Source organism: Pseudomonas alkylphenolica (assembly GCF_004025535.1).
In the GTDB taxonomy this organism is placed as follows: domain Bacteria; phylum Pseudomonadota; class Gammaproteobacteria; order Pseudomonadales; family Pseudomonadaceae; genus Aquipseudomonas; species Aquipseudomonas alkylphenolica_A.
Window position 1 is genome coordinate 550,152 of the sequence record NZ_QJRG01000049.1, and the last position, 24,241, is coordinate 574,392.

The window sequence follows — 24,241 nt, forward strand, 5'->3', positions numbered from 1 at the left end:
TGGATTGGCGCGAACGACAAATTGGCGGGAAAAACTGACAATGACTCACGGGCGCGACACCCTGGAAATCGGGCTGCTGGTCTATCCCGGCGCGCAAATGGCAGCGGTGCATGGGTTGACCGATCTGTTCAGTATTGCCAATCGTCTGCGTGATGACCTTGGCGCGCTGGAACGGCCGCTGCTGCGCGTGAGTCACTGGAGCGATGGGGTGGATGGCAAACTGGCCGCGCAGTTCGACAGCCATCCTGACGATCATCGTATGCTGCGGGTGATGATCATCCCGCCGAGTTTGACCCAGGCGCCGTCCCCGGCGTTACTCGAGCGTTATTGCGAGGATCTGCGCCAGTGGCACCGTGATGGGGCGTTGCTGGTTTCTGTGTGCGTCGGTGTGTTTTTCATCGCCGCCAGTGGTTTGCTGGATGGCCGGCCTGCTACAACTCACTGGAATTTCGCCCAATCACTGGCCGAGCGCTTTCCCAGGATCAAGGTTGAGGCCAATCTGCCGCTGCTCGATGACGGCGATATCATTACGTCCGCCGGATTGATGGCCTGGACCGACCTGGGGCTAAAGCTGGTCGAGCGCTACCTGGGCGATACCTTGGCGATGGAGACCGCGCGCTTTTTGGCGGTGGAGCGGGTCAGCGCCGGTAATCAGCCGGGCAGTGTATTCAGTCCGCGCCTGGATCATGGTGACGAAGCCGTGCTCAGGGTTCAGCACTGGTTGCAAAGCAGTGGTGCGCGCGATGTCGATCTGGCCGCTATGTCGGAATGTGCCGGGTTGGAATCGCGCACTTTCCTGCGCCGTTTTCGAAGCGCCACTGGCCTCAAACCCACTGAGTACTGTCAGCAAGTACGTGTTGGTCGTGCCTGCCGCATGCTTGAATTTACCAATCGCAGCATTGATCAGATTGCCTGGGGGGTGGGGTATCAGGACCCCGGCGCCTTTCGCAAAGTCTTCCTGAAAATCACCGGGCTTGCCCCCAGCGACTATCGCCGACGCGTCGCCAGTGCCGGCTGATGCAAATGCGTCTAGGGCGTAGCCTCGCCACCAGGCTCAAGCAGTTGCGGGCCAGGACCGTGTTCGCCCAGTTCATCATTGCAGTTACGTAGCGGACAGCTCTGCAATGACAGGCAACCGCAACCGATGCAGCCATCAAGCTGGTCACGCAGCGCCAGCAACCTGTCGATGCGCTGGTTCAGGTCCTCGCGCCACTGGGCTGACAGCCGTTGCCAGTCGTTGACGCTGGGCGCGCGGTCCACGGGTAACGTCTGCAATGCAGCATGAATGGTTGACAGGGGGATGCCCAGGCGTTGAGCCATTTTGATCACCGCCACGCGGCGCAGGGTTTCACGCGGGTAGCGCCGTTGATTTCCACTGCTGCGGGTGCTGTGGATCAGTCCCTTGCTTTCATAAAAGTGCAGGGCGGTCACCGCCACTCCGCTGCGGGTTGCCAGTTGGCCGACGGTCAGGACCTTCTCGGCGGTACAGGACGTAATCATGGCAAAAATCCGCTTGACCTTGAGTTAACTAGAGGTTTTACCCTGCCTGCCGTTGCATCGCAAGTTCACTGGCAGGGAGAAAATGCCGATGATGGTTCCAGAGCGCAGCTTGAGCTTTACCCAGATGATTGAATTCGAGGTCGTGCCCGCGCATCAGCTTGCCTTGGCCCAAGCCTTGGCTGAACGCAGCGAGCAGTTGGCCTTGCAGCACGCCGGTCTGATCGGCGCAAGTATCCAGGCCAGCGATGACGGCAGTCGCGTGCTGCAGTATCTGCAGTGGCAATCGCGCAATGCCTGGGAAAGGGCGGCCAGCAGTTTTGCGCAGGAACCCTTTTTGCAGCTGATTCGTCAACACCAGGCCAAAGGTGTGAATTTCGCTGCCTTTCAAACCCTGAGCAGCCTGGCACGTAGCGCCACTGATGGACTGCATTGCCAACTGCCGTAGGTTCAGGAATACCAGGGTGAATGATGAGGATAGCGATCAAGGCGCGCACCGATAACCATTTCGCTGACCCAGGCGCTGAGAATCGAACTGTAGGCTTTCTGGCTGCGGTCGCTGGACAGCGCATGGTCCGCACCATCGACGGTGCGATGGGTCAGCGAGTGGGCGCTGACGAACGCCGAACGGTAACTCATCAGTGTGCTATGCGGGACGTAGTCGTCTTGTTCCGACTCAACCAGCAGGACGTCACCGGCAAACTCGGCACAGGCCCCTAGCGCGCGATTATCGCCGGGCCCCAGGGGGCGACGGCGATAATCGCTCAGCTTCTGCCGGTCCAGGCCCTGTTTCGGTGTTGTCCACTCATCGTCCCAATACAGCGCTGGCACCCGCAAGGCCAGCCACTTTACCGGCCGCAAGGCGGTTAACAGGGTTGCCAGGTAGCCGCCATAGCTGCTGCCGATTACTGCAATGGCACTGGTGTCGACTGCCGGGTGGCTGACCAGTCGGTCGTAGGCTGCCACCAGGTCCGCCAGATTCTGCTCACGGGTCACACTCAGACGCTGGGACTCGGTTTTTTCATGGCCACGCAGGTCGAAGGTCATGCACACGCAGCCAAGGCCGGTGATCTGTTTTGCCCGCGCAAGGTCGCGTTGCTGGCTACCGCCCCAACCATGCACGAATAAAATGCCGGGCACCTTGTCGCCGGGGCTGACAATGGTCGCGGCGATGTGTTCGTCGTCGACCAGAATTTCGATGGACTCGCTATGGATGGTCATAGTCGCGCAGGCGTGCGTACTTGCAGATTCGTCCGAGCTCACTGTCGTCCCCCTGATAGAAAATGGTCGAATCTGCGGGCAGATCCGGCTCCTCGAAAACTTCATGGGTGGAGGCGCGCACCCGATTGAGCGCCGGGTCGGCGGCGAATGCCTGCAGGGCCAGAATCTCGGCGCTGCTGGCGCCACCTATTCGCCAGGATTGTTCAAGCACGCCGCTGCGTGGCTTGTCGCGACTGTTCAGGCCTCGGGCCACGTCATAGTTTCGGCGTGACGCGATGAAGCCTGGGAAACTCTGTAGTGCCGCCTGCTCGTAGGTCCTGGCCTGGGTAATGGCGAGGCGCAGCGGGTCGTCGAGCTCCAGTTGCAGCAAAGCGTCATAGTCGCCGCGGACCAGCACCAGGTCCGAGCCTCCGTAGATCTCTTCGCCGGCATGGTCGCGGGTCAATTGCTGGGTGCCGTAGTAGCTGCACAGAATGCCGGCGACCAAGGCCTGGCCAACACTGAAGGTCTGAACCTCGGTCAGGTTTTCTTCAAGTGTCAGGCCCCAGACTGCCAGTTCCCGTTCGTCCAGGCCTGCCAGCGCCTGCTCGACGTCGGTGGTCGAGGTGATCACTGTCTGTCCTCGTCCGGCCGTGGCCCGCACCGGCTTTATCCGCAGCGGTCCGTCGCGCAACAACAGTGCCGCTGCGCGGTGGGCATCCTCAAGGCTGAATACGGTATAGCCACTGAGTAACGCATCACTCGCGCGACGAGCAAATTCGTCGGTCCAGCCCAGCGGGTAGCGACCATTGGCCGGCAGTGGATGAGAAATGGCCTTGGTGGCCATGTAAGGCGCTTTCACCATTCCGCCAAACAGATCCTGGGCCGACGTAATGCCCATATCCCGGTAGTGGTTCGGGTCGATCAGGGTTTCTGTGGGCAGGAAATAGAAGTTGTCGTGATGCGTGGCAGGGCGCGCGGGATCAGCAACCTGTGTACCGAGCAATTGTGCCAGGCGTTCGGCAAGTTTGAGGTGCACACTGTGTTCGTGCTCAGGGGTATGGTCGCGCGTATCAAGCAGCACGACACCCTGTTTATGGTCGGTGGCGCGGCGCATGGCATTTCCTCGGCGGGCTGTATTGTTGTGAAGGCCGCATCGCCCGGAAGTTCAACGAGTGGGCATTATTTTGTTTTGGTTATATTTATATGGAAATTTATAATTAATAGTTCTATTGGCGGTGAGGCACTATGGGCTTTACGTGCCTGCTTTTATGCAGGCAGCGTCTTCTCTTATAGGCATGGACAACCAGAGGCCTGCAGCAATGAACACGCTCCCGTTGTATTTCGATTACGCCGCCACGACACCGGTCGACGAGCGCGTCATACAGGTGATGGTCGAGTGCCTGGGTGCCTCGGGTAACTTTGGCAACCCGGCATCGGCTTCGCACCGCTATGGTCAGCAGGCACGCGCGGCCGTCGAGCAGGCGCGCGCCCAGGTTGCTGCATTGGTGGGGGCCGAGGCCGGGCAGATAGTCTGGACGTCGGGTGCTACCGAGTCCAACAACCTGGCGTTGAAGGGGGTGGCTCAGAGGCATCAGCGTGGACACATCATCACTAGCCAGATTGAACACAAGGCGGTGCTTGATACGGCCTTTCAGCTTGAACAGGCCGGATTCTCGGTGACGCGCCTGGCCCCCGACGCCCACGGTGTCATCAGTCCGCAGGTGGTGGCCGCAGCATTGCGCGATGACACCGTGCTTGTCTCGTTGATGCTGGTTAACAATGAGCTGGGTAGCGTCAACGATGTTGCCGCCATTGGCGAAGTGGTACGCAAGCATGGGGCGTTGCTGCATGTGGATGCTGCTCAAGGCGTTGGCAAACTGCGCATCGACCTCAAGCAGTGGCCTGTGGACCTGATGTCGTTTTCGGCCCACAAGGTCTACGGTCCCAAGGGCATTGGTGCCTTGTATGTCGGTGAGCGTGCCAGGCCGTTGCTCTGTGCGCAGATTCATGGCGGTGGCCATGAAGGCGGCCTGCGCTCTGGAACCCTGGCCACTCACCAGATTGTCGGTCTTGGAACCGCTTTCGAACTCGCCGGCGATTTGCTCGAAGTCGAAGTCCTGCGTATAGGTCGGTTGCGCCAACACTTGCTCAACCTGCTTGGCGATATTCCCGGGCTGGTCGTCAACGGCAGCCCCCAACAACGCATTGAGCACACCCTGAGCCTGACCTTTACTGGCGAAGCGCCGGACCTTGAAGCCCTTGCCGAACGCCTGGCATTTTCCTCGACGTCGGCGTGCAACTCCTCCAGTAGCCAGCCCTCGCATGTGCTGCTTGCATTAGGACTTACACCGCAGGCTGCACGGCAGAGCATTCGTCTGAGCCTGGGTCGCTACACCCGAATAGAGGATGTTGATCAGGCCGTGCAGGCAATCAAGGCCTCGTTGCAGCCGCAGCCGTTCTGGGCAGTTGCCGGAGGCTGACACCTGTTCCATTATCTGCGCCTAATCGATGGATGCCGTGGTAGCAGGAGTCAGCATGAACACTCAGTCTTCAACGCAGGGAGCGGTGAAAGAACGCCTGGCGGCAGTTCGTCAGGTGATGCAGCAAGAAGGGGTTAGCGCCTTGCTGGTGCCTTCAGCCGATCCCCACCTTTCCGAATACTTGCCTGGCTATTGGCAAGGGCGCGAATGGCTGTCCGGCTTCCATGGGTCGGTCGGCACCTTGATCGTGACAGCAGATTTCGCCGGCCTGTGGGTTGATAGCCGTTATTGGGAGCAGGCCGAGAAGGAGCTTGCCGGCAGCAGCATCGATCTTATGAAGCTGCAGCCCGGAAAACCGGGTGCGCTGGACTGGCTGGCCGAGCAGACACCAGAGGCAGGCGTGGTGGCCGTTGATGGTGAGGTAATGGCACTGGCTTCAGCACGTCAACTGGAAGAGCGCCTTCAGGCCCGCAATGCACGATTGCTCACCACCAGGGATCTGCTTGGCCAGGTGTGGCTGGAGCGTCCGTCCTTGCCACAGAGTCCTGTCTATCAGCACCTGCCTCCCGAAGCGACCGTGAGCCGCAGCGAAAAGCTCGAACAGCTACGTGCTGTCATGCGCGAGCGGAATGCCGATTGGCATTTCATTGCCACCCTTGACGATATCGCCTGGTTGTTCAACTTGCGTGGCAGTGACGTTTCCTACAATCCGGTGTTTGTCGCATTCGCCCTGATCAGCACGTCGCAGGCGACGCTCTACGTTGCACCTGGCAAGCTCGATGCAGCGTTACGCCAGGTGCTGGAAGCCGACGGCATTGCTGTACGCGATTATGCGGATATACACAGGGGCTTGTCCGAGGTGCCGGCGGGCAGCAACCTGCTGCTGGATCCAGCTCGGGTAACCCGGGGGTTGATTGACAGTTTGCCGGGCGACGTTCGATGGGTTGAAGGGCTTAACCCCACGACGCTGGCCAAGTCGAAAAAGAGCACAGAGGATCTGCTGCACATCCGCAACGCGATGGAGCAGGACGGTGCCGCGTTGTGTGAGTTTTTTGCCTGGCTGGAGGCGGCGCAAGGCCGGGAAACAATCACCGAGTTGACCATCGATGAGCAGCTAAGCGCCGCCCGGGCCCGACGTCCAGGCTTCGTGTCACTGAGTTTTTCGACCATCGCGGCGTTCAATGCCAATGGTGCGATGCCGCACTATCGTGCGACCGAAGCGTCTCACTCGCGCATCGAAGGTAATGGTCTGTTGCTGATTGACTCAGGCGGTCAGTACTTGGGCGGTACCACAGACATCACGCGCATGGTGCCGGTGGGAACCCCTAGCCTGGAGCAGAAGCAGGACTGTACCCGGGTGCTCAAAGGGGTGATTGCATTGTCGGCGGCCCGCTTCCCGCGCGGCATTCTTTCACCAATGCTCGATGCCATCGCACGGGCACCGATCTGGGCTGGGCACGTCGATTATGGTCATGGTACCGGGCATGGCGTGGGCTACTTCATGAATGTCCATGAAGGTCCGCAAGTGATTGCCTATCAGGCGCTGGCTGCGCCTCAGACGGCGATGCAGGCCGGGATGATCACGTCGATCGAGCCGGGGACCTACCGACCTGGGCATTGGGGTGTTCGTATTGAGAACCTGGTCTTTAACCGAGAGGCGGGGCGCAGCGAATTTGGCGACTTCCTGGAGTTCGAGACCCTGACACTGTGTCCGATCGATACCCGTTGCCTGTTGCCAGAGTTGTTGAGTGCGCAGGAGCTGGGCTGGCTCAACGGCTACCACCAGCAGGTGCGCGAACGACTTTCGCCATTGCTCAGCGGGGCGGCATTGCAATGGTTGCATGAGCGAACTGCAGCACTTTCGATCTGAGGAGGGTAGCCTGTGCACAAAGGGCAGCCTGGTGGCTGCCCTTTGAGTGGGGAGTTCGTTACTTGCAGATCACGATCATGCTACGGCTGGTGTAGCCGGCGGGATTGAGGCCGAACAGGAAGTCGCCGGCTTCTTCATCGTCGTTGCCAGAGCGGGCGATCACTTTGTAGCCTTTGGCGCCGCAGGCAGTCGTCGCCTTTTCGTTGCACTTTTCCCAGGATGACGAGAGGCCGGAGCAACTGATGTGCAGGCCTTTCTTGCCGCGCTTGACTTCGGTTTTGGCAGTCGCCGCGCATCCAGCAATGGCCAATATGGCCAGGATGAGCAAAATTCGTTTCATTCCCGTCCTTACATTCGTGCCGGATCTTTCATCCGGGTCCGATAGCTGTGGCGTCGTCCTGATGCTCCCTTGCGTCCCTGTCTCGTCCTATTAGATAACATCAAGGTTGTCGTTGCATTACAGCTTAAAGACCGAAGATGTCCGGCACAATGATAATCCTCGCTTTAAATGGAAATAATTCTCAAATCAGTCAGCGGCGACCAAGGCGGGGCTCTCTTTGCGCATGGTCAGTGTAGCGCCCACTGATGCGGTGATAATGGCTGCGATGGCCAGCCATTGTGCAGCGGACAATACTTCTCCGAGAAACAGCAGCCCGGACAGTGCGCCAAAGGCCGGCTCGATACTCATCAATGTACCGAAAGTCCGGGCAGGCATACGGGTCAGCGCCACCATCTCCAGGCTGTAGGGCAGGGCGGTGGACAGGATGGCAACGCCCAGGGCAATCGGTATCAGGGACGGTGTGAGCAATGCACTGCCGGCATGCACGATTCCGATCGGTGCAACGAAGAGCGCGGCGATCATCACGCCCAGGGCTGCGGTTTGAATGCCGTTTTCGGCGCCGGCCTTCTGACCGTAAAGAATATAGAGCGCCCAGCAAACGCCAGCGCCAAGCGCATAGCCTGCGCCGACTAGATCGATTCCACTGCTGGTCTGACCTACTGGGATCAGCAGCAACAACCCGACAATGGCCAGGCCGATCCAGACAAAGTCCACGGCACGGCGTGACGCATAGATAGCGACGGCCAAGGGGCCGGTGAACTCCAGGGCTACGGCGATACCCAGCGGTACGGTGCGTAACGACATATAGAAGAGGAAATTCATGCCGCCCAGGGCCATGCCGTAGATCACTACCGTGCGTAGCGTGCTGGCAGTAAGGCGGGCACGCCAGGGGCGTAGCAGCAACAGCATGATGACGCTGGCAAATACCAGTCGCAGCGTCGTTGTGCCTTGTGCGCCTACTATGGGGAACATGCTCTTTGCCAGGGAAGCGCCGGATTGAATGGAGGCCATGGCAATCATCAGCAAGCCAATGGGGAACAGCGTTGCGGCCAGGCTGCGGGGTTGGGCGTTCATTGCGGTCGGGTGTTCCTTATATATAGAGGTGGTGCACACGTTCAGCGTAGGCGGGGTATGATGCGCGATTACCTGGAAATTGAGCAATATAGTGCGCAATTTCTTTTCTTTCATGGTTTTCTGAATTAGTTCTTGACGCCCCTGCAGATCTCTCTATAATTCGCCCCACTTCCGGCGCAGTCGGAACGGAAAACTCCTTGAGATTCAACGAGTTAGATGTTCCAGGTAGTGCCGGAGGGGCTTCGATCGAAAGATCGGCAGCGGTGAAAAAGGTGGTTGACAGCGGATTGAAACGCTGTAGAATTCGCCTCCCGCTGACGAGAGATCGCAGCGAGTTAAGCGGTTGAAGTTGAAAGAGAAATTCTGAAAAACCTCAAAATAAACGCTTGACAGGCACTGAGGAAAGCGTAGAATGCGCACCTCGGTTGAAGCGAAAGACTTCAGCCACCGCTCTTTAACAATCGAATCAAGCAATTCGTGTGGGTGCTTGTGACTCAGACTGATAGTCAGAAAGATTATCAGCATCACAAGTGACTGCACGAGAAGTCGAAAGACTTCGAATTAGTCATTTGAGATTGCTGAGCCAAGTTTAGGGTTTTCTCAAAACCCAAGCAGTATTGAACTGAAGAGTTTGATCATGGCTCAGATTGAACGCTGGCGGCAGGCCTAACACATGCAAGTCGAGCGGATGAGAAGAGCTTGCTCTTCGATTCAGCGGCGGACGGGTGAGTAATACCTAGGAATCTGCCTGGTAGTGGGGGACAACGTTTCGAAAGGAACGCTAATACCGCATACGTCCTACGGGAGAAAGCAGGGGACCTTCGGGCCTTGCGCTATCAGATGAGCCTAGGTCGGATTAGCTAGTTGGTGAGGTAATGGCTCACCAAGGCGACGATCCGTAACTGGTCTGAGAGGATGATCAGTCACACTGGAACTGAGACACGGTCCAGACTCCTACGGGAGGCAGCAGTGGGGAATATTGGACAATGGGCGAAAGCCTGATCCAGCCATGCCGCGTGTGTGAAGAAGGTCTTCGGATTGTAAAGCACTTTAAGTTGGGAGGAAGGGCATTAACCTAATACGTTAGTGTTTTGACGTTACCGACAGAATAAGCACCGGCTAACTCTGTGCCAGCAGCCGCGGTAATACAGAGGGTGCAAGCGTTAATCGGAATTACTGGGCGTAAAGCGCGCGTAGGTGGTTTGTTAAGTTGGATGTGAAATCCCCGGGCTCAACCTGGGAACTGCATCCAAAACTGGCAAGCTAGAGTAGGGCAGAGGGTGGTGGAATTTCCTGTGTAGCGGTGAAATGCGTAGATATAGGAAGGAACACCAGTGGCGAAGGCGACCACCTGGGCTCATACTGACACTGAGGTGCGAAAGCGTGGGGAGCAAACAGGATTAGATACCCTGGTAGTCCACGCCGTAAACGATGTCAACTAGCCGTTGGAATCCTTGAGATTTTAGTGGCGCAGCTAACGCATTAAGTTGACCGCCTGGGGAGTACGGCCGCAAGGTTAAAACTCAAATGAATTGACGGGGGCCCGCACAAGCGGTGGAGCATGTGGTTTAATTCGAAGCAACGCGAAGAACCTTACCAGGCCTTGACATGCAGAGAACTTTCTAGAGATAGATTGGTGCCTTCGGGAACTCTGACACAGGTGCTGCATGGCTGTCGTCAGCTCGTGTCGTGAGATGTTGGGTTAAGTCCCGTAACGAGCGCAACCCTTGTCCTTAGTTACCAGCACGTTATGGTGGGCACTCTAAGGAGACTGCCGGTGACAAACCGGAGGAAGGTGGGGATGACGTCAAGTCATCATGGCCCTTACGGCCTGGGCTACACACGTGCTACAATGGTCGGTACAGAGGGTTGCCAAGCCGCGAGGTGGAGCTAATCTCACAAAACCGATCGTAGTCCGGATCGCAGTCTGCAACTCGACTGCGTGAAGTCGGAATCGCTAGTAATCGCGAATCAGAATGTCGCGGTGAATACGTTCCCGGGCCTTGTACACACCGCCCGTCACACCATGGGAGTGGGTTGCACCAGAAGTAGCTAGTCTAACCTTCGGGGGGACGGTTACCACGGTGTGATTCATGACTGGGGTGAAGTCGTAACAAGGTAGCCGTAGGGGAACCTGCGGCTGGATCACCTCCTTAATCGACGACATCAGCTGTTTCATAAGCTCCCACACGAATTGCTTGATTCATTGAAGAAGACGATATCGGTAACAGCTCTTAACTGGGTCTGTAGCTCAGTTGGTTAGAGCGCACCCCTGATAAGGGTGAGGTCGGCAGTTCGAATCTGCCCAGACCCACCAGTTTCTTGTTGGGGCCATAGCTCAGCTGGGAGAGCGCCTGCCTTGCACGCAGGAGGTCAGCGGTTCGATCCCGCTTGGCTCCACCACCATCTTTACCGTGTCAAAGCTTAGAAATGAATATTCGCATCGAATATTGATTTCTGAACTTTTTCAGAATCGTTCTTTAAAAATTTGGGTATGTGATAGAAAGATAGACTGGGCCACACTTTCACTGGTGTGTGTTCAGGCTAAGGTAAAATTTGTGAGTTTCTCTTAAGTCTTTAAGAGTATTGCGAATTTTCGGCGAATGTCGTCTTCACAGTATAACCAGATTGCTTGGGGTTATATGGTCAAGTGAAGAAGCGCATACGGTGGATGCCTTGGCAGTCAGAGGCGATGAAAGACGTGGTAGCCTGCGATAAGCTTCGGGGAGTCGGCAAACAGACTTTGATCCGGAGATCTCTGAATGGGGGAACCCACTCAGCATAAGCTGAGTATCTTGTACTGAATACATAGGTGCAAGAGGCGAACCAGGGGAACTGAAACATCTAAGTACCCTGAGGAAAAGAAATCAACCGAGATTCCCTTAGTAGTGGCGAGCGAACGGGGACTAGCCCTTAAGTGGCTTTGAGATTAGCGGAACGCTCTGGAAAGTGCGGCCATAGTGGGTGATAGCCCTGTACGCGAAAATCTCTTAGTCATGAAATCGAGTAGGACGGAGCACGAGAAACTTTGTCTGAATATGGGGGGACCATCCTCCAAGGCTAAATACTACTGACTGACCGATAGTGAACCAGTACCGTGAGGGAAAGGCGAAAAGAACCCCGGAGAGGGGAGTGAAATAGAACCTGAAACCGTATGCGTACAAGCAGTGGGAGCCTACTTGTTAGGTGACTGCGTACCTTTTGTATAATGGGTCAGCGACTTATATTCAGTGGCGAGCTTAACCGAATAGGGGAGGCGTAGCGAAAGCGAGTGTTAATAGCGCGATTAGTCGCTGGGTATAGACCCGAAACCGGGCGATCTATCCATGGGCAGGTTGAAGGTTAGGTAACACTGACTGGAGGACCGAACCGACTACCGTTGAAAAGTTAGCGGATGACCTGTGGATCGGAGTGAAAGGCTAATCAAGCTCGGAGATAGCTGGTTCTCCTCGAAAGCTATTTAGGTAGCGCCTCATGTATCACTGTAGGGGGTAGAGCACTGTTTCGGCTAGGGGGTCATCCCGACTTACCAAACCGATGCAAACTCCGAATACCTACAAGTGCCGAGCATGGGAGACACACGGCGGGTGCTAACGTCCGTCGTGAAAAGGGAAACAACCCAGACCGTCAGCTAAGGTCCCAAAGTTATGGTTAAGTGGGAAACGATGTGGGAAGGCTTAGACAGCTAGGAGGTTGGCTTAGAAGCAGCCACCCTTTAAAGAAAGCGTAATAGCTCACTAGTCGAGTCGGCCTGCGCGGAAGATGTAACGGGGCTCAAACCATACACCGAAGCTACGGGTGTCACTTAGGTGACGCGGTAGAGGAGCGTTCTGTAAGCCTGTGAAGGTGAGTTGAGAAGCTTGCTGGAGGTATCAGAAGTGCGAATGCTGACATGAGTAACGACAATGGGAGTGAAAAACTCCCACGCCGAAAGACCAAGGTTTCCTGCGCAACGTTAATCGACGCAGGGTTAGTCGGTCCCTAAGGCGAGGCTGAAAAGCGTAGTCGATGGAAAACAGGTTAATATTCCTGTACTTCTAGTTATTGCGATGGAGGGACGGAGAAGGCTAGGCCAGCTTGGCGTTGGTTGTCCAAGTTTAAGGTGGTAGGCTGAGATCTTAGGTAAATCCGGGATCTTAAGGCCGAGAGCTGATGACGAGTTGCCTTTAGGCGACGAAGTGGTTGATGCCATGCTTCCAAGAAAAGCTTCTAAGCTTCAGATAACTAGGAACCGTACCCCAAACCGACACAGGTGGTTGGGTAGAGAATACCAAGGCGCTTGAGAGAACTCGGGTGAAGGAACTAGGCAAAATGGCACCGTAACTTCGGGAGAAGGTGCGCCGGTGAGGGTGAAGGACTTGCTCCGTAAGCTCATGCCGGTCGAAGATACCAGGCCGCTGCGACTGTTTATTAAAAACACAGCACTCTGCAAACACGAAAGTGGACGTATAGGGTGTGACGCCTGCCCGGTGCCGGAAGGTTAATTGATGGGGTTAGCTAACGCGAAGCTCTTGATCGAAGCCCCGGTAAACGGCGGCCGTAACTATAACGGTCCTAAGGTAGCGAAATTCCTTGTCGGGTAAGTTCCGACCTGCACGAATGGCGTAACGATGGCGGCGCTGTCTCCACCCGAGACTCAGTGAAATTGAAATCGCTGTGAAGATGCAGTGTATCCGCGGCTAGACGGAAAGACCCCGTGAACCTTTACTATAGCTTTGCACTGGACTTTGAATTTGCTTGTGTAGGATAGGTGGGAGGCTTTGAAGCGTGGACGCCAGTTCGCGTGGAGCCATCCTTGAAATACCACCCTGGCAACTTTGAGGTTCTAACTCAGGTCCGTTATCCGGATCGAGGACAGTGTATGGTGGGTAGTTTGACTGGGGCGGTCTCCTCCTAAAGAGTAACGGAGGAGTACGAAGGTGCGCTCAGACCGGTCGGAAATCGGTCGTAGAGTATAAAGGCAAAAGCGCGCTTGACTGCGAGACAGACACGTCGAGCAGGTACGAAAGTAGGTCTTAGTGATCCGGTGGTTCTGTATGGAAGGGCCATCGCTCAACGGATAAAAGGTACTCCGGGGATAACAGGCTGATACCGCCCAAGAGTTCATATCGACGGCGGTGTTTGGCACCTCGATGTCGGCTCATCACATCCTGGGGCTGAAGCCGGTCCCAAGGGTATGGCTGTTCGCCATTTAAAGTGGTACGCGAGCTGGGTTTAGAACGTCGTGAGACAGTTCGGTCCCTATCTGCCGTGGACGTTTGAGATTTGAGAGGGGCTGCTCCTAGTACGAGAGGACCGGAGTGGACGAACCTCTGGTGTTCCGGTTGTCACGCCAGTGGCATTGCCGGGTAGCTATGTTCGGAAGAGATAACCGCTGAAAGCATCTAAGCGGGAAACTTGCCTCAAGATGAGATCTCACTGGAGCCTTGAGCTCCCTGAAGGGCCGTCGAAGACTACGACGTTGATAGGTTGGGTGTGTAAGCGCTGTGAGGCGTTGAGCTAACCAATACTAATTGCCCGTGAGGCTTGACCATATAACACCCAAGCAATCTGCCTTGCAGATTGTGGTGGTGAAGACGAAATGAACCGAAAGTTCGTAAAACCACAAATTGTCACATACCCGATTCGCTGGAGTGTCTAACAAGACCTTCTGGCAACAGAATTTCTTGACGACCATAGAGCATTGGAACCACCTGATCCCATCCCGAACTCAGCAGTGAAACGATGCATCGCCGATGGTAGTGTGGGGTTTCCCCATGTGAGAGTAGGTCATCGTCAAGATTAAATTCCGAAACCCCTATCTGCGTACGCAGGTAGGGGTTTTGTCTTTTCCGGCCCGCCACCGGTGCAGCTCTCCCTCGATCCTCTGGGAGCGGGTTTACCGGGGCGCCGGACCGCCGCGAAAAGCCGTTGCGCGGTCCCCGGCTAGCTTCTGTCTCAACCACCAAAACCCAGACCCAAAAAAAACCACCCCGCAGGGTGGTTTCCTTCGGTCGCGTACAGGATCAGTCGCCGTAATATTCACAACCGCTAGTGCACGTCTCATGGATACGCACCTTCGACAGCTCAGGTAGCAACGGCTTGACCTGCTCCCAGATCCATTTGGCGATCACTTCGCTGGTCGGGTTTTCCAGGCCTGGGATGTCATTCAGGTAGTTGTGATCCAGTTGCTCATACAGCGGCTTGAAGATCGCCTTGATCTCGGAAAAGTCGCGAATCCAGCCGGTATGCGGATCCAGCGGGCCGGTCAGGTGCAGGGCAACCTTGAACGAGTGGCCGTGCAGACGGCCACACTTGTGGCCTTCAGGAACGTGCGGCAGCCGGTGTGCCGACTCGAAGGTGAACTCTTTGAAAATTTCCACGGTGTGGCCTGTATAGCTGATGGTGTAAGGGCTGGAGCAGGCCACGGGTGTCTGGTGTACTGCTCGATGTACTGAGGGGTCGTTGCCAGTGGCGCCGAGGACATCCAAACCGGGATATCCGCTTGCCGCCACGCGACCGAGTTGGGTCCTATTCTAACCTGTTTTAAGAATGTGCCCGCTTTGATTCTGCGCTATACGGGCCGTTGTATTTGCTTTAAATGTAAAGTATTCGTATTTATACTGCGCGGTCACGCCATTCCCATGGCATCCGTTCCTCCCCACGCGCAGGTCATCGTGCAGGTCGAGCCCCCCAAACCCACACTCCTGGCAGCATTGGTCCGGCATTATGACGAGCTGGTGGATCACGTACGCCGGCGCTTCGGCGAGCGGGTGTTTGCGCGTGAGGTCGTACACGACTTGTGTGTGCAGTTGCTTGAGCAGGATGAAAAGCAAGGGGTGCGCACACCCGTGGCCTTGTTGCGCAAGATCGCCCACGATATTGCGATCACTCGCTACCGTAGCGAGCGTCGACGCCAGGCCTGGGTTATTGGCGTTCCGACATTGCCTGAAGTTGGCAGTGGCGCTCCCGGTCAGGAGCGTCATATCGGCGGTGAACGCACCTTGCAGCTGCTGACCGAGGCGATTGCCAATTTGCCTCCCCGCTGTCAGGCGGTATTCGTGATGCACAAGCTGCATGAATTGCCGCAAGCCGAAGTGGCCGAACGCCTGGGCATTTCGCTCAAAACCGTAGAAAAACACCTGCGTCTGGGCATGAATGCTTGCCGAGAGTACCTGGGTACGGAGCTACTGCCATGACGCGCAATTCGCACAAGCCCAAGGATTACAGCCAGGAAGACGAGGCGATTGCCCGATTTCGCGAGGACCTCAAGCAGCGTTTTCCGTTACCGCCTTGCACGCCAGCCAAGCCCAAGCGCACAGCCGCAAAAGCGCTCGGGGTGCTGCTGTTGGCAATCACTGCAGGCGCAGTCTGGGTCGACCCCGCTTACCACAGTCAACACCTTGTCAGCGAGGTCGGCCAGCGCCGTACGCTGCAGCTGGCTGATGGCAGTGAGGTGCTGCTCGACAGCGACAGCGAGATGACCATCAGCTGGCACCTGCGCACGCGACAGGTTGAACTGAAACGAGGGCAGGCGCTGTTCCAGGTCTCGCCAATGGTGTATCGCCCGTTCCTGGTCGACGCAGGGCGGGCAGGGGTACGCGTGGTTGGCACCCGCTTCAACGTCAACCGGCACGAGCAGGATGTTCAGGTCACCGTGGCCGAAGGCAAGGTGGCTGTCCGGGGGGATGCCACCGACACCGTTGCGCTGCTCGAACCAGGCCAGCAACTGCGCGTTCAAAAGGGCATCCCGGGTGAGGTAACGCGGGTCAGCGCCGATGATGTCACCGCCTGGACGGACAGCCGGTTAGTGTTTGAAAGTACGCCGCTCGCCGAGGTCATCGGCACGCTCCAGCGCTATTACCCTCAGCCAATCACGCTACAGGATCCGGGTATTGCCGGTTTGCCGGTATCCGGTGTGTTTGACAGCGGGCATGTTGATCGCCTGTTGGCGCTGTTGCCGGGCATTCTGCCGGTAAACGTTGCCACCGCCCCCGATGGTGCGGTGCGGATCAAATCGCGCGACACAAAAAAATAGTTGCCGACCGAGGTAGGGTTACGCGGCTGTGCTGACGGCTATCTCCATGCAACCTTACTATGTGGAGAACAAGAACGTGAGTCAGCCCTTCCTGCGTGCGCCTGTGCGCCTGTCCTTGCTGACCGGCAGCCTGCTGCTCAGCCAATGGTCATTGGCGCAATCTGCACCCGTCGATTTCGATGTTCCAGCTACCTCGCTGGAGAAGTCCCTCAATGCCGTCGCGCGCCAATCCTCGGCGCAGATCCTGTTCGCCAGTGAAATCACTGCCGGCAAGACAGCCCCCGCGCTGCGTGGCCGTTATACCTTGCAGGAAGCGCTTGAACGGCTGCTGGGCAAAAGCGGGCTGACTGCGCAGGAGCGCGACGAACACACCTACCTGGTAGTGCCGGGCGAGCCTGCGAATGTCACCGACGCTGCCGTTAGCGAATCGTCAGCGGTGGAACTGGCCAGCCTGGAAATCAGTTCGTCGCGTCTGAACAGCGATGTAGTACCGCAGGCCCGGCAGGTCAACGTGATCGAGCGCGAACAACTGGAGCAGTTGCGCCAGGGCTCCGATGGCCTGGCCACCTTGCTGGCGAAAAGCATTCCCGGCATGGCCGACTCCAGCCGCACCATCACCGACTATGGCCAGACACTGCGTGGACGTACCATGCTGGTGCTGGTCGATGGTGTACCGCTCAATACCAACCGCGACTCCTCACGCAACCTGGCGAACATCGACCCGGCGCTGATCGAGCGCATCGAAGTGATCCGTGGTAGCAGCGCCATTTACGGCGCGGGGGCAACGGGTGGCATCATCTCCATTACCACTCGCCCGGCCGGGGGTGAGCCGCGCGCGCAAACCAGCCTCAGCGCCGTCTCGCCGCTAAGCGAGCTGGACAGTGACGGCCTTGGTGGCCAGTTACAGCATCACCTCTCCGGTTCCCAAGGGCAGGTCGATTACGCCCTGGACTTTGGCGCCCGGCACATTGGCGCGTCCTACGACGCCAACGGGCATCGCATCGCGCCAGAACCCAGCCAGGGCGATCTGTTTGACGCCAACACCTACAACATTGGCGGCAAACTCGGTTTGCGTATCGATGACGTGCAGCGTATCCAGCTGTCTGCCAGCCACTACAACGCCGAGCAGGATTCCGACTATACCTCCGACCCGTCCGTGGCAAGGCTCCCGCCCGGTTCGGTGCCTGCGAGGCCGCTGTCAGGCCTGTCGCTGGACGAGCAGAACCAGATCAAGAACACCCTGCTTAACCTCGAATACGCGCACTCCGACATTCTTGGCGGCACGCTGAATGCGCAGCTCTACTACCGCGACTACTTCACTCGCTTCACGCCGTTTGACGCACGGGCGGTGGCCACGCGCGGACGCAATGTCGACCAAGTGATGCAGAACAGCGAGGTGTACGGCAGCCGGATCACCCTGCGCACCCCGCTAGGCGACGAAGGCAATACGGAGCTGCTGTGGGGCGCAGACTTCAGTCAGGAACGCAGCGACATGCCCATCGACATCTTCGATCCGCAGGTCTATGACGCTAGCGGTGGCAGGGTGTTCGACAAGATCGGCAAGCTGACCTATATGCCCGACCTGACCTCGCGCAGTGTCGGTGGCTTTGCGCAGCTTCAGCACAAGTTCAACGATCAATGGTCGATGGAAGGCGGTGTGCGTTACGAATACGCCACTGCTGAATACGATGATTTCATCCCGCTGTCGGAGTCGAGCGCCGCTCAACCGGCTACCGTCCAGGGTGGTGAGGTTCATTACGATTCGGTGTTGTCCAACATCAGCGTGACCTACTCACCGGTGGCGGGCCAGGAAATCTATGCAGCCTTCAGCCAGGGGTTCCAGCTACCCGATATCGGCGTGCAGCTACGTAACGCCCGTCGCGGATTCGATATCGACGCGTCGAACCTGGAGCCTGTGAAAACCAACAACTACGAGCTGGGCTGGCGTGGCGCGTTGGGTGAGCAGACACTGGCGTCGCTGGCGGTGTTCTACACCACCTCCAAACTGGGGGATGTGCAAAGCTTCAATAACGGCCTGATCCTGACGCGCACCAAAGAGCGGATCTATGGTGTGGAAGGCAGCGCCGACTGGCTGACCGACGATGAGCGTTGGGGCGCAGGTGGCACCTTTACCTGGATGAAGGGCCGTGAACAGCCGGACGGCGGTGACTGGCAAGACATGACCGGGTATCGCATCCCGCCACTCAAGTTGACCGCTTACCTGCAGTTCAAACCCAGCGACGTCTGGAGCAACCGTGTGCAAGCCACCTATTTCGATGGTGATGATTATCGTCTCGATGGCGTTGCCAGCTTCGGTCGGCGCAAGGTCGATGGCTACACCACCGTAGACCTGATCAGTCAGTACCAATTGAGCGAAGACGATCAGATAAGTGTAGGTATCCAGAACCTGTTCAACCGCAGCTACTACCCGCTCTACAGCCAATTGATGCGTAACAGCAACAATACCAGCCACCTGCCAGCGCCGGGCACCGTGCTGACAGCAACGTACACACACGATTGGTAATAGCCAGATCGCAAGGGCAGGGTGCATCTGCAAGCAGACTACCTTACCCTGTGGTCATTACAGCGGTTGCAGGTGCGCGTGCAGCCTGCCGGTTTCTATCAGCTCAAGCAGCTCGTCGCCCAGGCGCTGGCTCTCCGCCATTGCCTTGTGCCAGTAGCGCTGGCGGCTGCCGGCGTCTCCCATGAAGCGCTTGAAGTCGCTGCGGTCGGGCAGCTTGCCGAAGGGCAGGCTGGCCAGGTACTGGCTGGAGGGCGCCAGCAACAGCACGTTGCGCAAGCGATCGCCGTCACCGCGTCGCCATGGCAAGGCCTTGTCGAACCAGCCGGGGATCACTTTGTCGGTGAAGTGCGGGTACAGCACGATGTCGTCGCCGTGGTAGGGCAGGTCGAGATGGTAGTCGAGCAGCCCGCCATCACGGTAGGTGCCCTGGCCGACGCCGGGGATGTCGCGTACCCCCTCCATGACCATCGGAATGGAGCCGGAAGCCAGTAGGGCATGGCGCAGGTTGGCCACATCCAGCGGCAGGCAGCGTGAAGGAAAGTCAGTCAGGGGCTGTAGCGGCGGGGCACTGCGCGCATCGTGAAGGATGATCCGCTCGAAGTGTCGCGCCAGCCGGGAGCGGCCGATCAGGTTGTCGGCAATTACTGATGACAGGCCCATGCCCAGGCGTGTGCGCTGGTCATGTGCCAATAGCCCATGGCTTTTGACCACCATGATATTGAGCCGGTAATCAGGGCTCTCGAGGATCTGCGCATCGCGGCCCTGCAACAGCTCATCGAGCATGCGCTGGCAGCTGCGGCTGACTTCGGCCTGGGTGACACCCTTGGCAAAGTCCTGTTCGGTGTACAGCAGCCCGAGACGTTGCAAGGCCTCGGCGGGATTGGGCAGGCAGGCACTGGCAAAGCGCCAGGAACCGATAGAGGCGCCAATCAACGCCCGTTCACGTGGCGCGCTTGGCAGCCAATGACCGAACAATGCCAGGTCCAGGCCTTGTATGCCGAGAGCCTTGGGGCCGCCTGCAGCGCCCGGCAGCACACCGACATCGGCCGCCTGCAATCCGCGTTCGCGGATGCGCTGCAAGGCGTGACGGCCAGCCTTGAGCGTCAGGGCCGGGTACTTGATATGGATTGCGCTCATACGGGCCTCACTGTCTGTAGCCGGCAATTATAAAGAACAGAGGTCCGGTTGTGGGGCGGGGGTGCGCTATCATGTCGCCAGTTGTTTTCAGCTTCAGTTAAGTTCGGTTGGTTAATCTAGGCCCCGTAGACACATTATTGATCTCAACGGAGACATACCATGAAAGCACTGACTGCCCTGTTTGTTACTGCCGCCCTTGCCCTGAGCGCCAATGTCGCCCTGGCCAAAGACATTCCCATGCACGAAGTCACCAAGATGGTTCAGGACAAGACCATTCTGTCCCTGGACGACCTGAACGCCAAAGCGCTGGCCAAGCACCCGGGCGCCACGATCAAAGAGTCCGAGCTTGAAGATGTCTACGGTCGTCTGGTTTACAAAATCGACCTGCGTGATGCCCAGAACGTCGAGTGGGACGTGGACCTGGACGCCAAGACCGGTGAAATCCTCAAGGACGTACAGGACAAGTAATGAGCGTTTGCACGCGAACAGCCCAGACCGTTCTCGTTGCGCTGTTGGCACTCTGTTCGCTGGCATCGGCCCGTGACCTTGATCAGGACGAAGCCCTGCAGCTACGGCAGCAGGGCGTCATCCTGCCGCTGGAAAAGCTGCTCAACGATGCCCTGGGACGCTATCCCGGGGCGAAGTTGCTGGAGGCGGAGCTGGAAGAGAAACACGGCCGCTACGAATACGAGGTCGAGCTGTTGACCCCGCAAGGGACGGTGCGCGAGATCAAACTGGACGCATCCAATGGCGTGTTGCTCAAAGATGAGGAAGATGATTGATGCGCCTGTTACTGGTCGAAGATAACGTGCCGCTGGCGGATGAACTGACCCAAGGGCTGCAGCGCCAGGGCTATGCGGTCGACTGGCTGGCCGATGGCCGTGACGCGGTCTATCAGGGCAGCAGCGAACCCTATGACCTGATCATTCTCGACCTGGGCTTGCCTGGGCTTTCCGGGCTTGAAGTACTCGCGCAGTGGCGCGCCAGCGGCCTGTCGACGCCGGTGCTGATCCTCACTGCACGCAGCTCCTGGGCAGAGCGCATCGAGGGCCTCAAGGCCGGTGCCGATGACTACCTGAGCAAGCCTTTTCACCCGGAAGAGCTGATGCTGCGCGTGCAGTCGCTGTTGCGCCGTGCCCGCGGCCTGGCCAATCAGCCAACCCTGGAGGCAGCGGGGCTGCAACTGGATGAAGGACGCCAGTGCGTCACCCGCGATGGCGTCGACATCCAGCTCACCGCTGCAGAGTTTCGCCTGCTGCGGTACTTCATGCTGCACCCGCAGCAGATCCTGTCCAAGAGCCATCTGGCCGAACACCTTTACGACGGTGAAACCGAGCGCGACTCCAACGTGCTGGAAGTGCACGTCAATCACCTGCGCCGCAAACTGGGCCGGAGCGTCATCGAAACGCACCGTGGCCAGGGGTATCGCTATGCCGGGAGTGCTGGGTGAAATCGATTCAGGCACGTTTGAGCCTCGGCCTGATTGCAGTGCTGGTGGTGGTGGGCCTGGCGCTGGCACAGCTCAGCCTGTGGCTGTTCGAAGTGGGCCTGCAGCGCTACCTGGAGACCGGCCTGCGCAAGGAAAGCGAAAACCTGTTGATCGCGATGGTGCGCGGGCAATCGGGGCTTGAGCTGGATGAGCGTCGGGTGTCCGCCGCCTATCAGCGGCCGTTCTCCGGGTACTATTTCCGTATCGATTTTGACGGTGGCAGTTGGCGCTCCCGCTCACTCTGGGACCTGGACCTGCCGGCACCCGCCACCAGCGGCCTGCACACCGATCTGGAATTGGGGCCTGAGAATCAGCAATTGCTGGTGCTGCGCAGTGACTACCGGCGTTTCGGCCAAGCGATAGCGATCAGTGTCGCCCAGGACTACACCCCGGTGCGCGACCAGTTTCGTCGCATGCAACAGATCGGCCTGGGCCTTGGCCTGCTGGCGCTGATCCTGGTGCTGGTGGCCCAGCGCATCACCGTTACTCGTTCGCTGCGACCACTGGAGCGCGCCCGCGAGCAGATTGCCCAGCTGCAGCAGGGCAAGCGTTCGCAGCTCGACACGCAAGTGCCCAGCGAGCTGGAACCGCTGGTTGAACAGATCAACCACTTGCTGGCGCATACCGAAGACAGCTTGCGCCGATCACGCAATGCTTTGGGCAATCTGGGCCATGCCTTGAAAACACCGCTGGCTGTGCTGCTGAGCCTGGCTTCCAGCGAGCAACTCCACGACAAGCCGCAGGTGCGTGTACAACTGCGCGAACAGCTGGAGCAGATTCAGCAACGCTTGAGCCGTGAACTCAACCGGGCCCGTCTGGCCGGTGATGCCTTGCCTGGGGCGCAATTCGATTGTGATGCCGAGTTACCCGGGCTGCTCGGCACCCTGAGCATGATCCATGGTGAGGGCCTGACCTTGAGCCAGCAGGTGCCGCCAGGGCTGTTGTTGCCCTGGGACCGGGAAGACCTGCTCGAACTGCTCGGCAACTTGCTGGACAACGCCTGCAAATGGGCGGACAGCGAGGTGCGGTTGAGTATCGAGGATCACCCGGAGCGTTACCGGCTGCTCATTGACGACGACGGTCCGGGCATCCCGGTCAGTGAGCGCGAGCAGGTCCTGGAGCGGGGCACCCGCCTGGATGAGCAGATCGAAGGGCATGGCCTGGGATTGGGCATCGTTCGCGATATCGTCGAGGCCTGGAGCGGGCAGATGACGCTGCAGGAAAGCCCCTTGGGCGGGTTGCGGGTGTGCATCGAGCTGCCGCGCAAGGTTGGCCGCTAAGCGCTGATTGCGAGAAAAATTGGCCACTTCGATCTCTTTTTGGCCAGCCACACACTGTGAGCCGCACAAGCGCTCAGCAAAAATCAGACGCGATCAGGCGATGCAGCTGCATTGGCCGACGCCTATTCTCAGCCGTATTTCTCCTTGGCCTTGGTTGTTCATTCAGGCCGCCTGCCGTGTACAAACCATAAAAACAGTGAGCTCACGCCACACTCGGGGGAACAATCAATGACCACACTCAAACGCATGCTGGCCGTCAGTGTCGGGGCACTGACGCTGTTGTCTGGCACCGTGCAGGCCGAAACACGATCCTTGCGGGTGTACAACTGGGCGGACTACATCCTGCCTTCCGTGCCCAAGGACTTTGCCGCACAAACCGGCATCAAGGTGACCTGGGACACCTTCGACACCAACGAGTCGCTGGAAGCCAAATTGCTTACCGGCAACTCCGGGTACGACCTGGTGGTGCCGTCGAACCAGTTTCTCGACACCCAGATCAAGGCGGGGGTTTTCCAGAAACTGGATAAAAGCAAGTTGCCCAACTGGAGTCACCAGGACCCGGTACTGCTCAAGCTGCTGGATAGCAACGATCCGGGTAACCAGTATGGCGTGCCTTACATGTACGGCACGGTGCTGATCGGCTTCAACCCGGCCAAGGTCAAGGCGGCGCTGGGTGATCAGGCGCCGGTGGACAGCTGGGACCTGGTGTTCAAGCCCGAGAACATGGAGAAGCTCAAGTCGTGCGGAGTAGCCATGCTCGACTCGCCTTCGGAAATTCTGCCCTTGGCCCTGCACTACCTGGGCCTGGACCCCAACAGCCAGAATCCGGATGACTACGAAAAAGCCAAGGCGCTGATGTTGAAGGTGCGCCCCTATGTCACCTATTTCAACTCCGCCAAATACATGACCGACATCGCCAACGGTGACATTTGCGTTGCCATCGGTTACTCCGGCAGCTTCTACCAGTTTGGCAATCGCGCCAAAGAGGCGGGCAACGGTGTGGTCGTCGACTGGCGCTTGCCCAAAGAAGGGGCGCCGATCTGGTTCGACACATTTGCCATTCCGAAAAGCGCGAAGAATGTCGCCGAAGCCCATGCGTTTCTCAACAACCTGATGGAGCCGAAAGTCATTGCGCCGATCAGTGATTTTCTCGGTTACCCCAATGCCAACAAAGACTCGCTGGCGCTGATCAACCCGGCCATTACCGAAAACCCGAACCTGACGCCGACACAGGACGCCCTGGCCAAACTGTATGTAGTTCAGCCACTGCCGCAAAAGCTTGAGCGTGTGCGCACCCGCGTCTGGACCAGCATCAAGTCGGACAAGTAGC

20 protein-coding genes, 2 tRNA genes and 3 rRNA genes are annotated in these 24,241 nt (G+C 58.0%); 17 read left to right on the forward strand and 8 right to left on the reverse strand.

Annotated features, from left to right (window positions below):
- Positions 1–40: 40 nt before the first annotated feature.
- On the forward strand, positions 41–1,018 hold the full coding sequence (locus DM813_RS26145; protein ID WP_128326286.1) for a GlxA family transcriptional regulator: 978 nt from the start codon (positions 41–43) through the stop codon (positions 1,016–1,018).
- An 11-nt stretch (positions 1,019–1,029) separates the two neighbouring features.
- Here the strand turns inward: DM813_RS26145 and soxR are convergent, their stop codons facing one another.
- On the reverse strand, positions 1,030–1,500 hold the full coding sequence (gene soxR / locus DM813_RS26150) for a redox-sensitive transcriptional activator SoxR (protein WP_128326287.1): 471 nt from the start codon (positions 1,498–1,500) through the stop codon (positions 1,030–1,032).
- A gap of 88 nt (positions 1,501–1,588) precedes the next feature.
- Between soxR and DM813_RS26155 the strand changes: the two genes are divergently transcribed.
- Positions 1,589–1,945: an antibiotic biosynthesis monooxygenase gene (locus tag DM813_RS26155; RefSeq protein ID WP_128326288.1), complete on the forward strand. Its 357-nt coding sequence runs from the start codon at positions 1,589–1,591 to the stop codon at positions 1,943–1,945.
- 2 nt (positions 1,946–1,947) lie between these two features.
- On the opposite strand, the gene DM813_RS26160 is transcribed toward DM813_RS26155, so the two are convergent.
- Both DM813_RS26160 and DM813_RS26165 read right to left on the reverse strand, forming a co-directional pair.
- Positions 1,948–2,718 carry an alpha/beta hydrolase family protein gene (locus DM813_RS26160; protein ID WP_128326289.1) on the reverse strand — a complete coding sequence of 257 codons (771 nt, stop codon included), beginning with the start codon at positions 2,716–2,718 and terminating at the stop codon, positions 1,948–1,950.
- Positions 2,705–3,814: a DUF3182 family protein gene (locus DM813_RS26165; RefSeq protein ID WP_128326290.1), complete on the reverse strand. Its 1,110-nt coding sequence runs from the start codon at positions 3,812–3,814 to the stop codon at positions 2,705–2,707. Before DM813_RS26165 ends, DM813_RS26160 begins: the two co-directional genes overlap by 14 nt.
- A gap of 205 nt (positions 3,815–4,019) precedes the next feature.
- Here DM813_RS26165 and DM813_RS26170 point away from each other — a divergent pair, with 205 nt between their 5' ends.
- Together DM813_RS26170 and DM813_RS26175 are read left to right on the forward strand one after the other, a co-directional pair.
- Entirely contained in the window at positions 4,020–5,180 is a 1,161-nt protein-coding gene (locus DM813_RS26170) for a cysteine desulfurase family protein (RefSeq protein WP_128326291.1), read from the forward strand.
- Positions 5,181–5,235: 55 nt separating this feature from the next.
- Positions 5,236–7,050 carry an aminopeptidase P family protein gene (locus tag DM813_RS26175; RefSeq protein ID WP_128326440.1) on the forward strand — a complete coding sequence of 605 codons (1,815 nt, stop codon included), beginning with the start codon at positions 5,236–5,238 and terminating at the stop codon, positions 7,048–7,050.
- A gap of 58 nt (positions 7,051–7,108) precedes the next feature.
- On the opposite strand, the gene DM813_RS26180 is transcribed toward DM813_RS26175, so the two are convergent.
- Positions 7,109–7,390 carry a hypothetical protein gene (locus DM813_RS26180; protein WP_128326292.1) on the reverse strand — a complete coding sequence of 94 codons (282 nt, stop codon included), beginning with the start codon at positions 7,388–7,390 and terminating at the stop codon, positions 7,109–7,111.
- Positions 7,391–7,576: 186 nt separating this feature from the next.
- Positions 7,577–8,464: a threonine/homoserine exporter RhtA gene (rhtA, locus tag DM813_RS26185; protein ID WP_128326293.1), complete on the reverse strand. Its 888-nt coding sequence runs from the start codon at positions 8,462–8,464 to the stop codon at positions 7,577–7,579.
- 619 nt (positions 8,465–9,083) lie between these two features.
- Here rhtA and DM813_RS26195 point away from each other — a divergent pair.
- The 5 genes from DM813_RS26195 to rrf all read left to right on the forward strand — a co-directional run bounded on the left by DM813_RS26195 (position 9,084) and on the right by rrf (position 14,245).
- A 16S ribosomal RNA gene (locus DM813_RS26195) occupies positions 9,084–10,620 on the forward strand.
- Positions 10,621–10,704: 84 nt separating this feature from the next.
- Positions 10,705–10,781, forward strand: a tRNA-Ile gene (locus DM813_RS26200).
- A gap of 10 nt (positions 10,782–10,791) precedes the next feature.
- Positions 10,792–10,867, forward strand: a tRNA-Ala gene (locus DM813_RS26205).
- A gap of 241 nt (positions 10,868–11,108) precedes the next feature.
- A 23S ribosomal RNA gene (locus DM813_RS26210) occupies positions 11,109–13,998 on the forward strand.
- 131 nt (positions 13,999–14,129) lie between these two features.
- A 5S ribosomal RNA gene (gene rrf, locus DM813_RS26215) occupies positions 14,130–14,245 on the forward strand.
- Together the 16S, 23S and 5S rRNA genes with 2 tRNA genes alongside form the textbook arrangement of a ribosomal RNA operon.
- Before the next feature lie 224 nt (positions 14,246–14,469).
- Here the strand turns inward: rrf and queD are convergent.
- Together queD and DM813_RS28835 are read right to left on the reverse strand one after the other, a co-directional pair.
- Positions 14,470–14,826: a 6-carboxytetrahydropterin synthase QueD gene (gene queD / locus DM813_RS26220; RefSeq protein ID WP_082071411.1), complete on the reverse strand. Its 357-nt coding sequence runs from the start codon at positions 14,824–14,826 to the stop codon at positions 14,470–14,472.
- The gene (locus tag DM813_RS28835) at positions 14,712–15,011 is read right to left on the reverse strand and encodes an AlpA family phage regulatory protein (RefSeq protein WP_128326441.1); all 300 of its coding nucleotides are present in this window, start codon (positions 15,009–15,011) and stop codon (positions 14,712–14,714) included. The genes queD and DM813_RS28835 overlap by 115 nt, the downstream gene beginning before the upstream one ends.
- Positions 15,012–15,087: 76 nt before the next feature.
- On the opposite strand from DM813_RS28835, the gene DM813_RS26230 reads away from it, so the two are divergent.
- The 3 genes from DM813_RS26230 to DM813_RS26240 are packed head-to-tail and all read left to right on the forward strand — an operon-like array spanning position 15,088 to position 19,005.
- Positions 15,088–15,642 (forward strand): RNA polymerase sigma factor, encoded by a 555-nt coding sequence (locus DM813_RS26230; RefSeq protein WP_431312011.1) that lies wholly within the window; start codon positions 15,088–15,090, stop codon positions 15,640–15,642.
- Complete coding sequence (locus DM813_RS26235) at positions 15,639–16,481, forward strand: FecR family protein (RefSeq protein WP_128326294.1); 843 nt, start codon at positions 15,639–15,641, stop codon at positions 16,479–16,481. The genes DM813_RS26230 and DM813_RS26235 overlap by 4 nt, the downstream gene beginning before the upstream one ends.
- 46 nt (positions 16,482–16,527) lie before the next feature.
- Positions 16,528–19,005, forward strand: coding sequence for a TonB-dependent siderophore receptor (locus tag DM813_RS26240; RefSeq protein WP_128326295.1), 2,478 nt, complete (start codon positions 16,528–16,530; stop codon positions 19,003–19,005).
- A gap of 57 nt (positions 19,006–19,062) precedes the next feature.
- On the opposite strand, the gene DM813_RS26245 is transcribed toward DM813_RS26240, so the two are convergent.
- Positions 19,063–20,142, reverse strand: a complete 1,080-nt coding sequence (locus tag DM813_RS26245) for a patatin-like phospholipase family protein (protein ID WP_128326296.1) — start codon at positions 20,140–20,142, stop codon at positions 19,063–19,065.
- Positions 20,143–20,301: 159 nt separating this feature from the next.
- Here DM813_RS26245 and DM813_RS26250 point away from each other — a divergent pair, with 159 nt between their 5' ends.
- The 5 genes from DM813_RS26250 (at position 20,302) to DM813_RS26270 (ending at position 24,240) form a co-directional block, all read left to right on the forward strand.
- Positions 20,302–20,610 (forward strand): PepSY domain-containing protein, encoded by a 309-nt coding sequence (locus tag DM813_RS26250; RefSeq protein ID WP_128326297.1) that lies wholly within the window; start codon positions 20,302–20,304, stop codon positions 20,608–20,610.
- Positions 20,610–20,924, forward strand: a complete 315-nt coding sequence (locus tag DM813_RS26255) for a PepSY domain-containing protein (RefSeq protein ID WP_128326298.1) — start codon at positions 20,610–20,612, stop codon at positions 20,922–20,924. Before DM813_RS26250 ends, DM813_RS26255 begins: the two co-directional genes overlap by 1 nt.
- Positions 20,924–21,592, forward strand: a complete 669-nt coding sequence (locus tag DM813_RS26260; RefSeq protein ID WP_128326299.1) for a response regulator transcription factor — start codon at positions 20,924–20,926, stop codon at positions 21,590–21,592. The genes DM813_RS26255 and DM813_RS26260 overlap by 1 nt, the downstream gene beginning before the upstream one ends.
- Complete coding sequence (locus DM813_RS26265; RefSeq protein WP_128326300.1) at positions 21,589–22,911, forward strand: ATP-binding protein; 1,323 nt, start codon at positions 21,589–21,591, stop codon at positions 22,909–22,911. The genes DM813_RS26260 and DM813_RS26265 overlap by 4 nt, the downstream gene beginning before the upstream one ends.
- Before the next feature lie 228 nt (positions 22,912–23,139).
- Positions 23,140–24,240, forward strand: coding sequence for a polyamine ABC transporter substrate-binding protein (locus tag DM813_RS26270; RefSeq protein ID WP_128326301.1), 1,101 nt, complete (start codon positions 23,140–23,142; stop codon positions 24,238–24,240).
- Position 24,241: the final 1 nt, after the last annotated feature.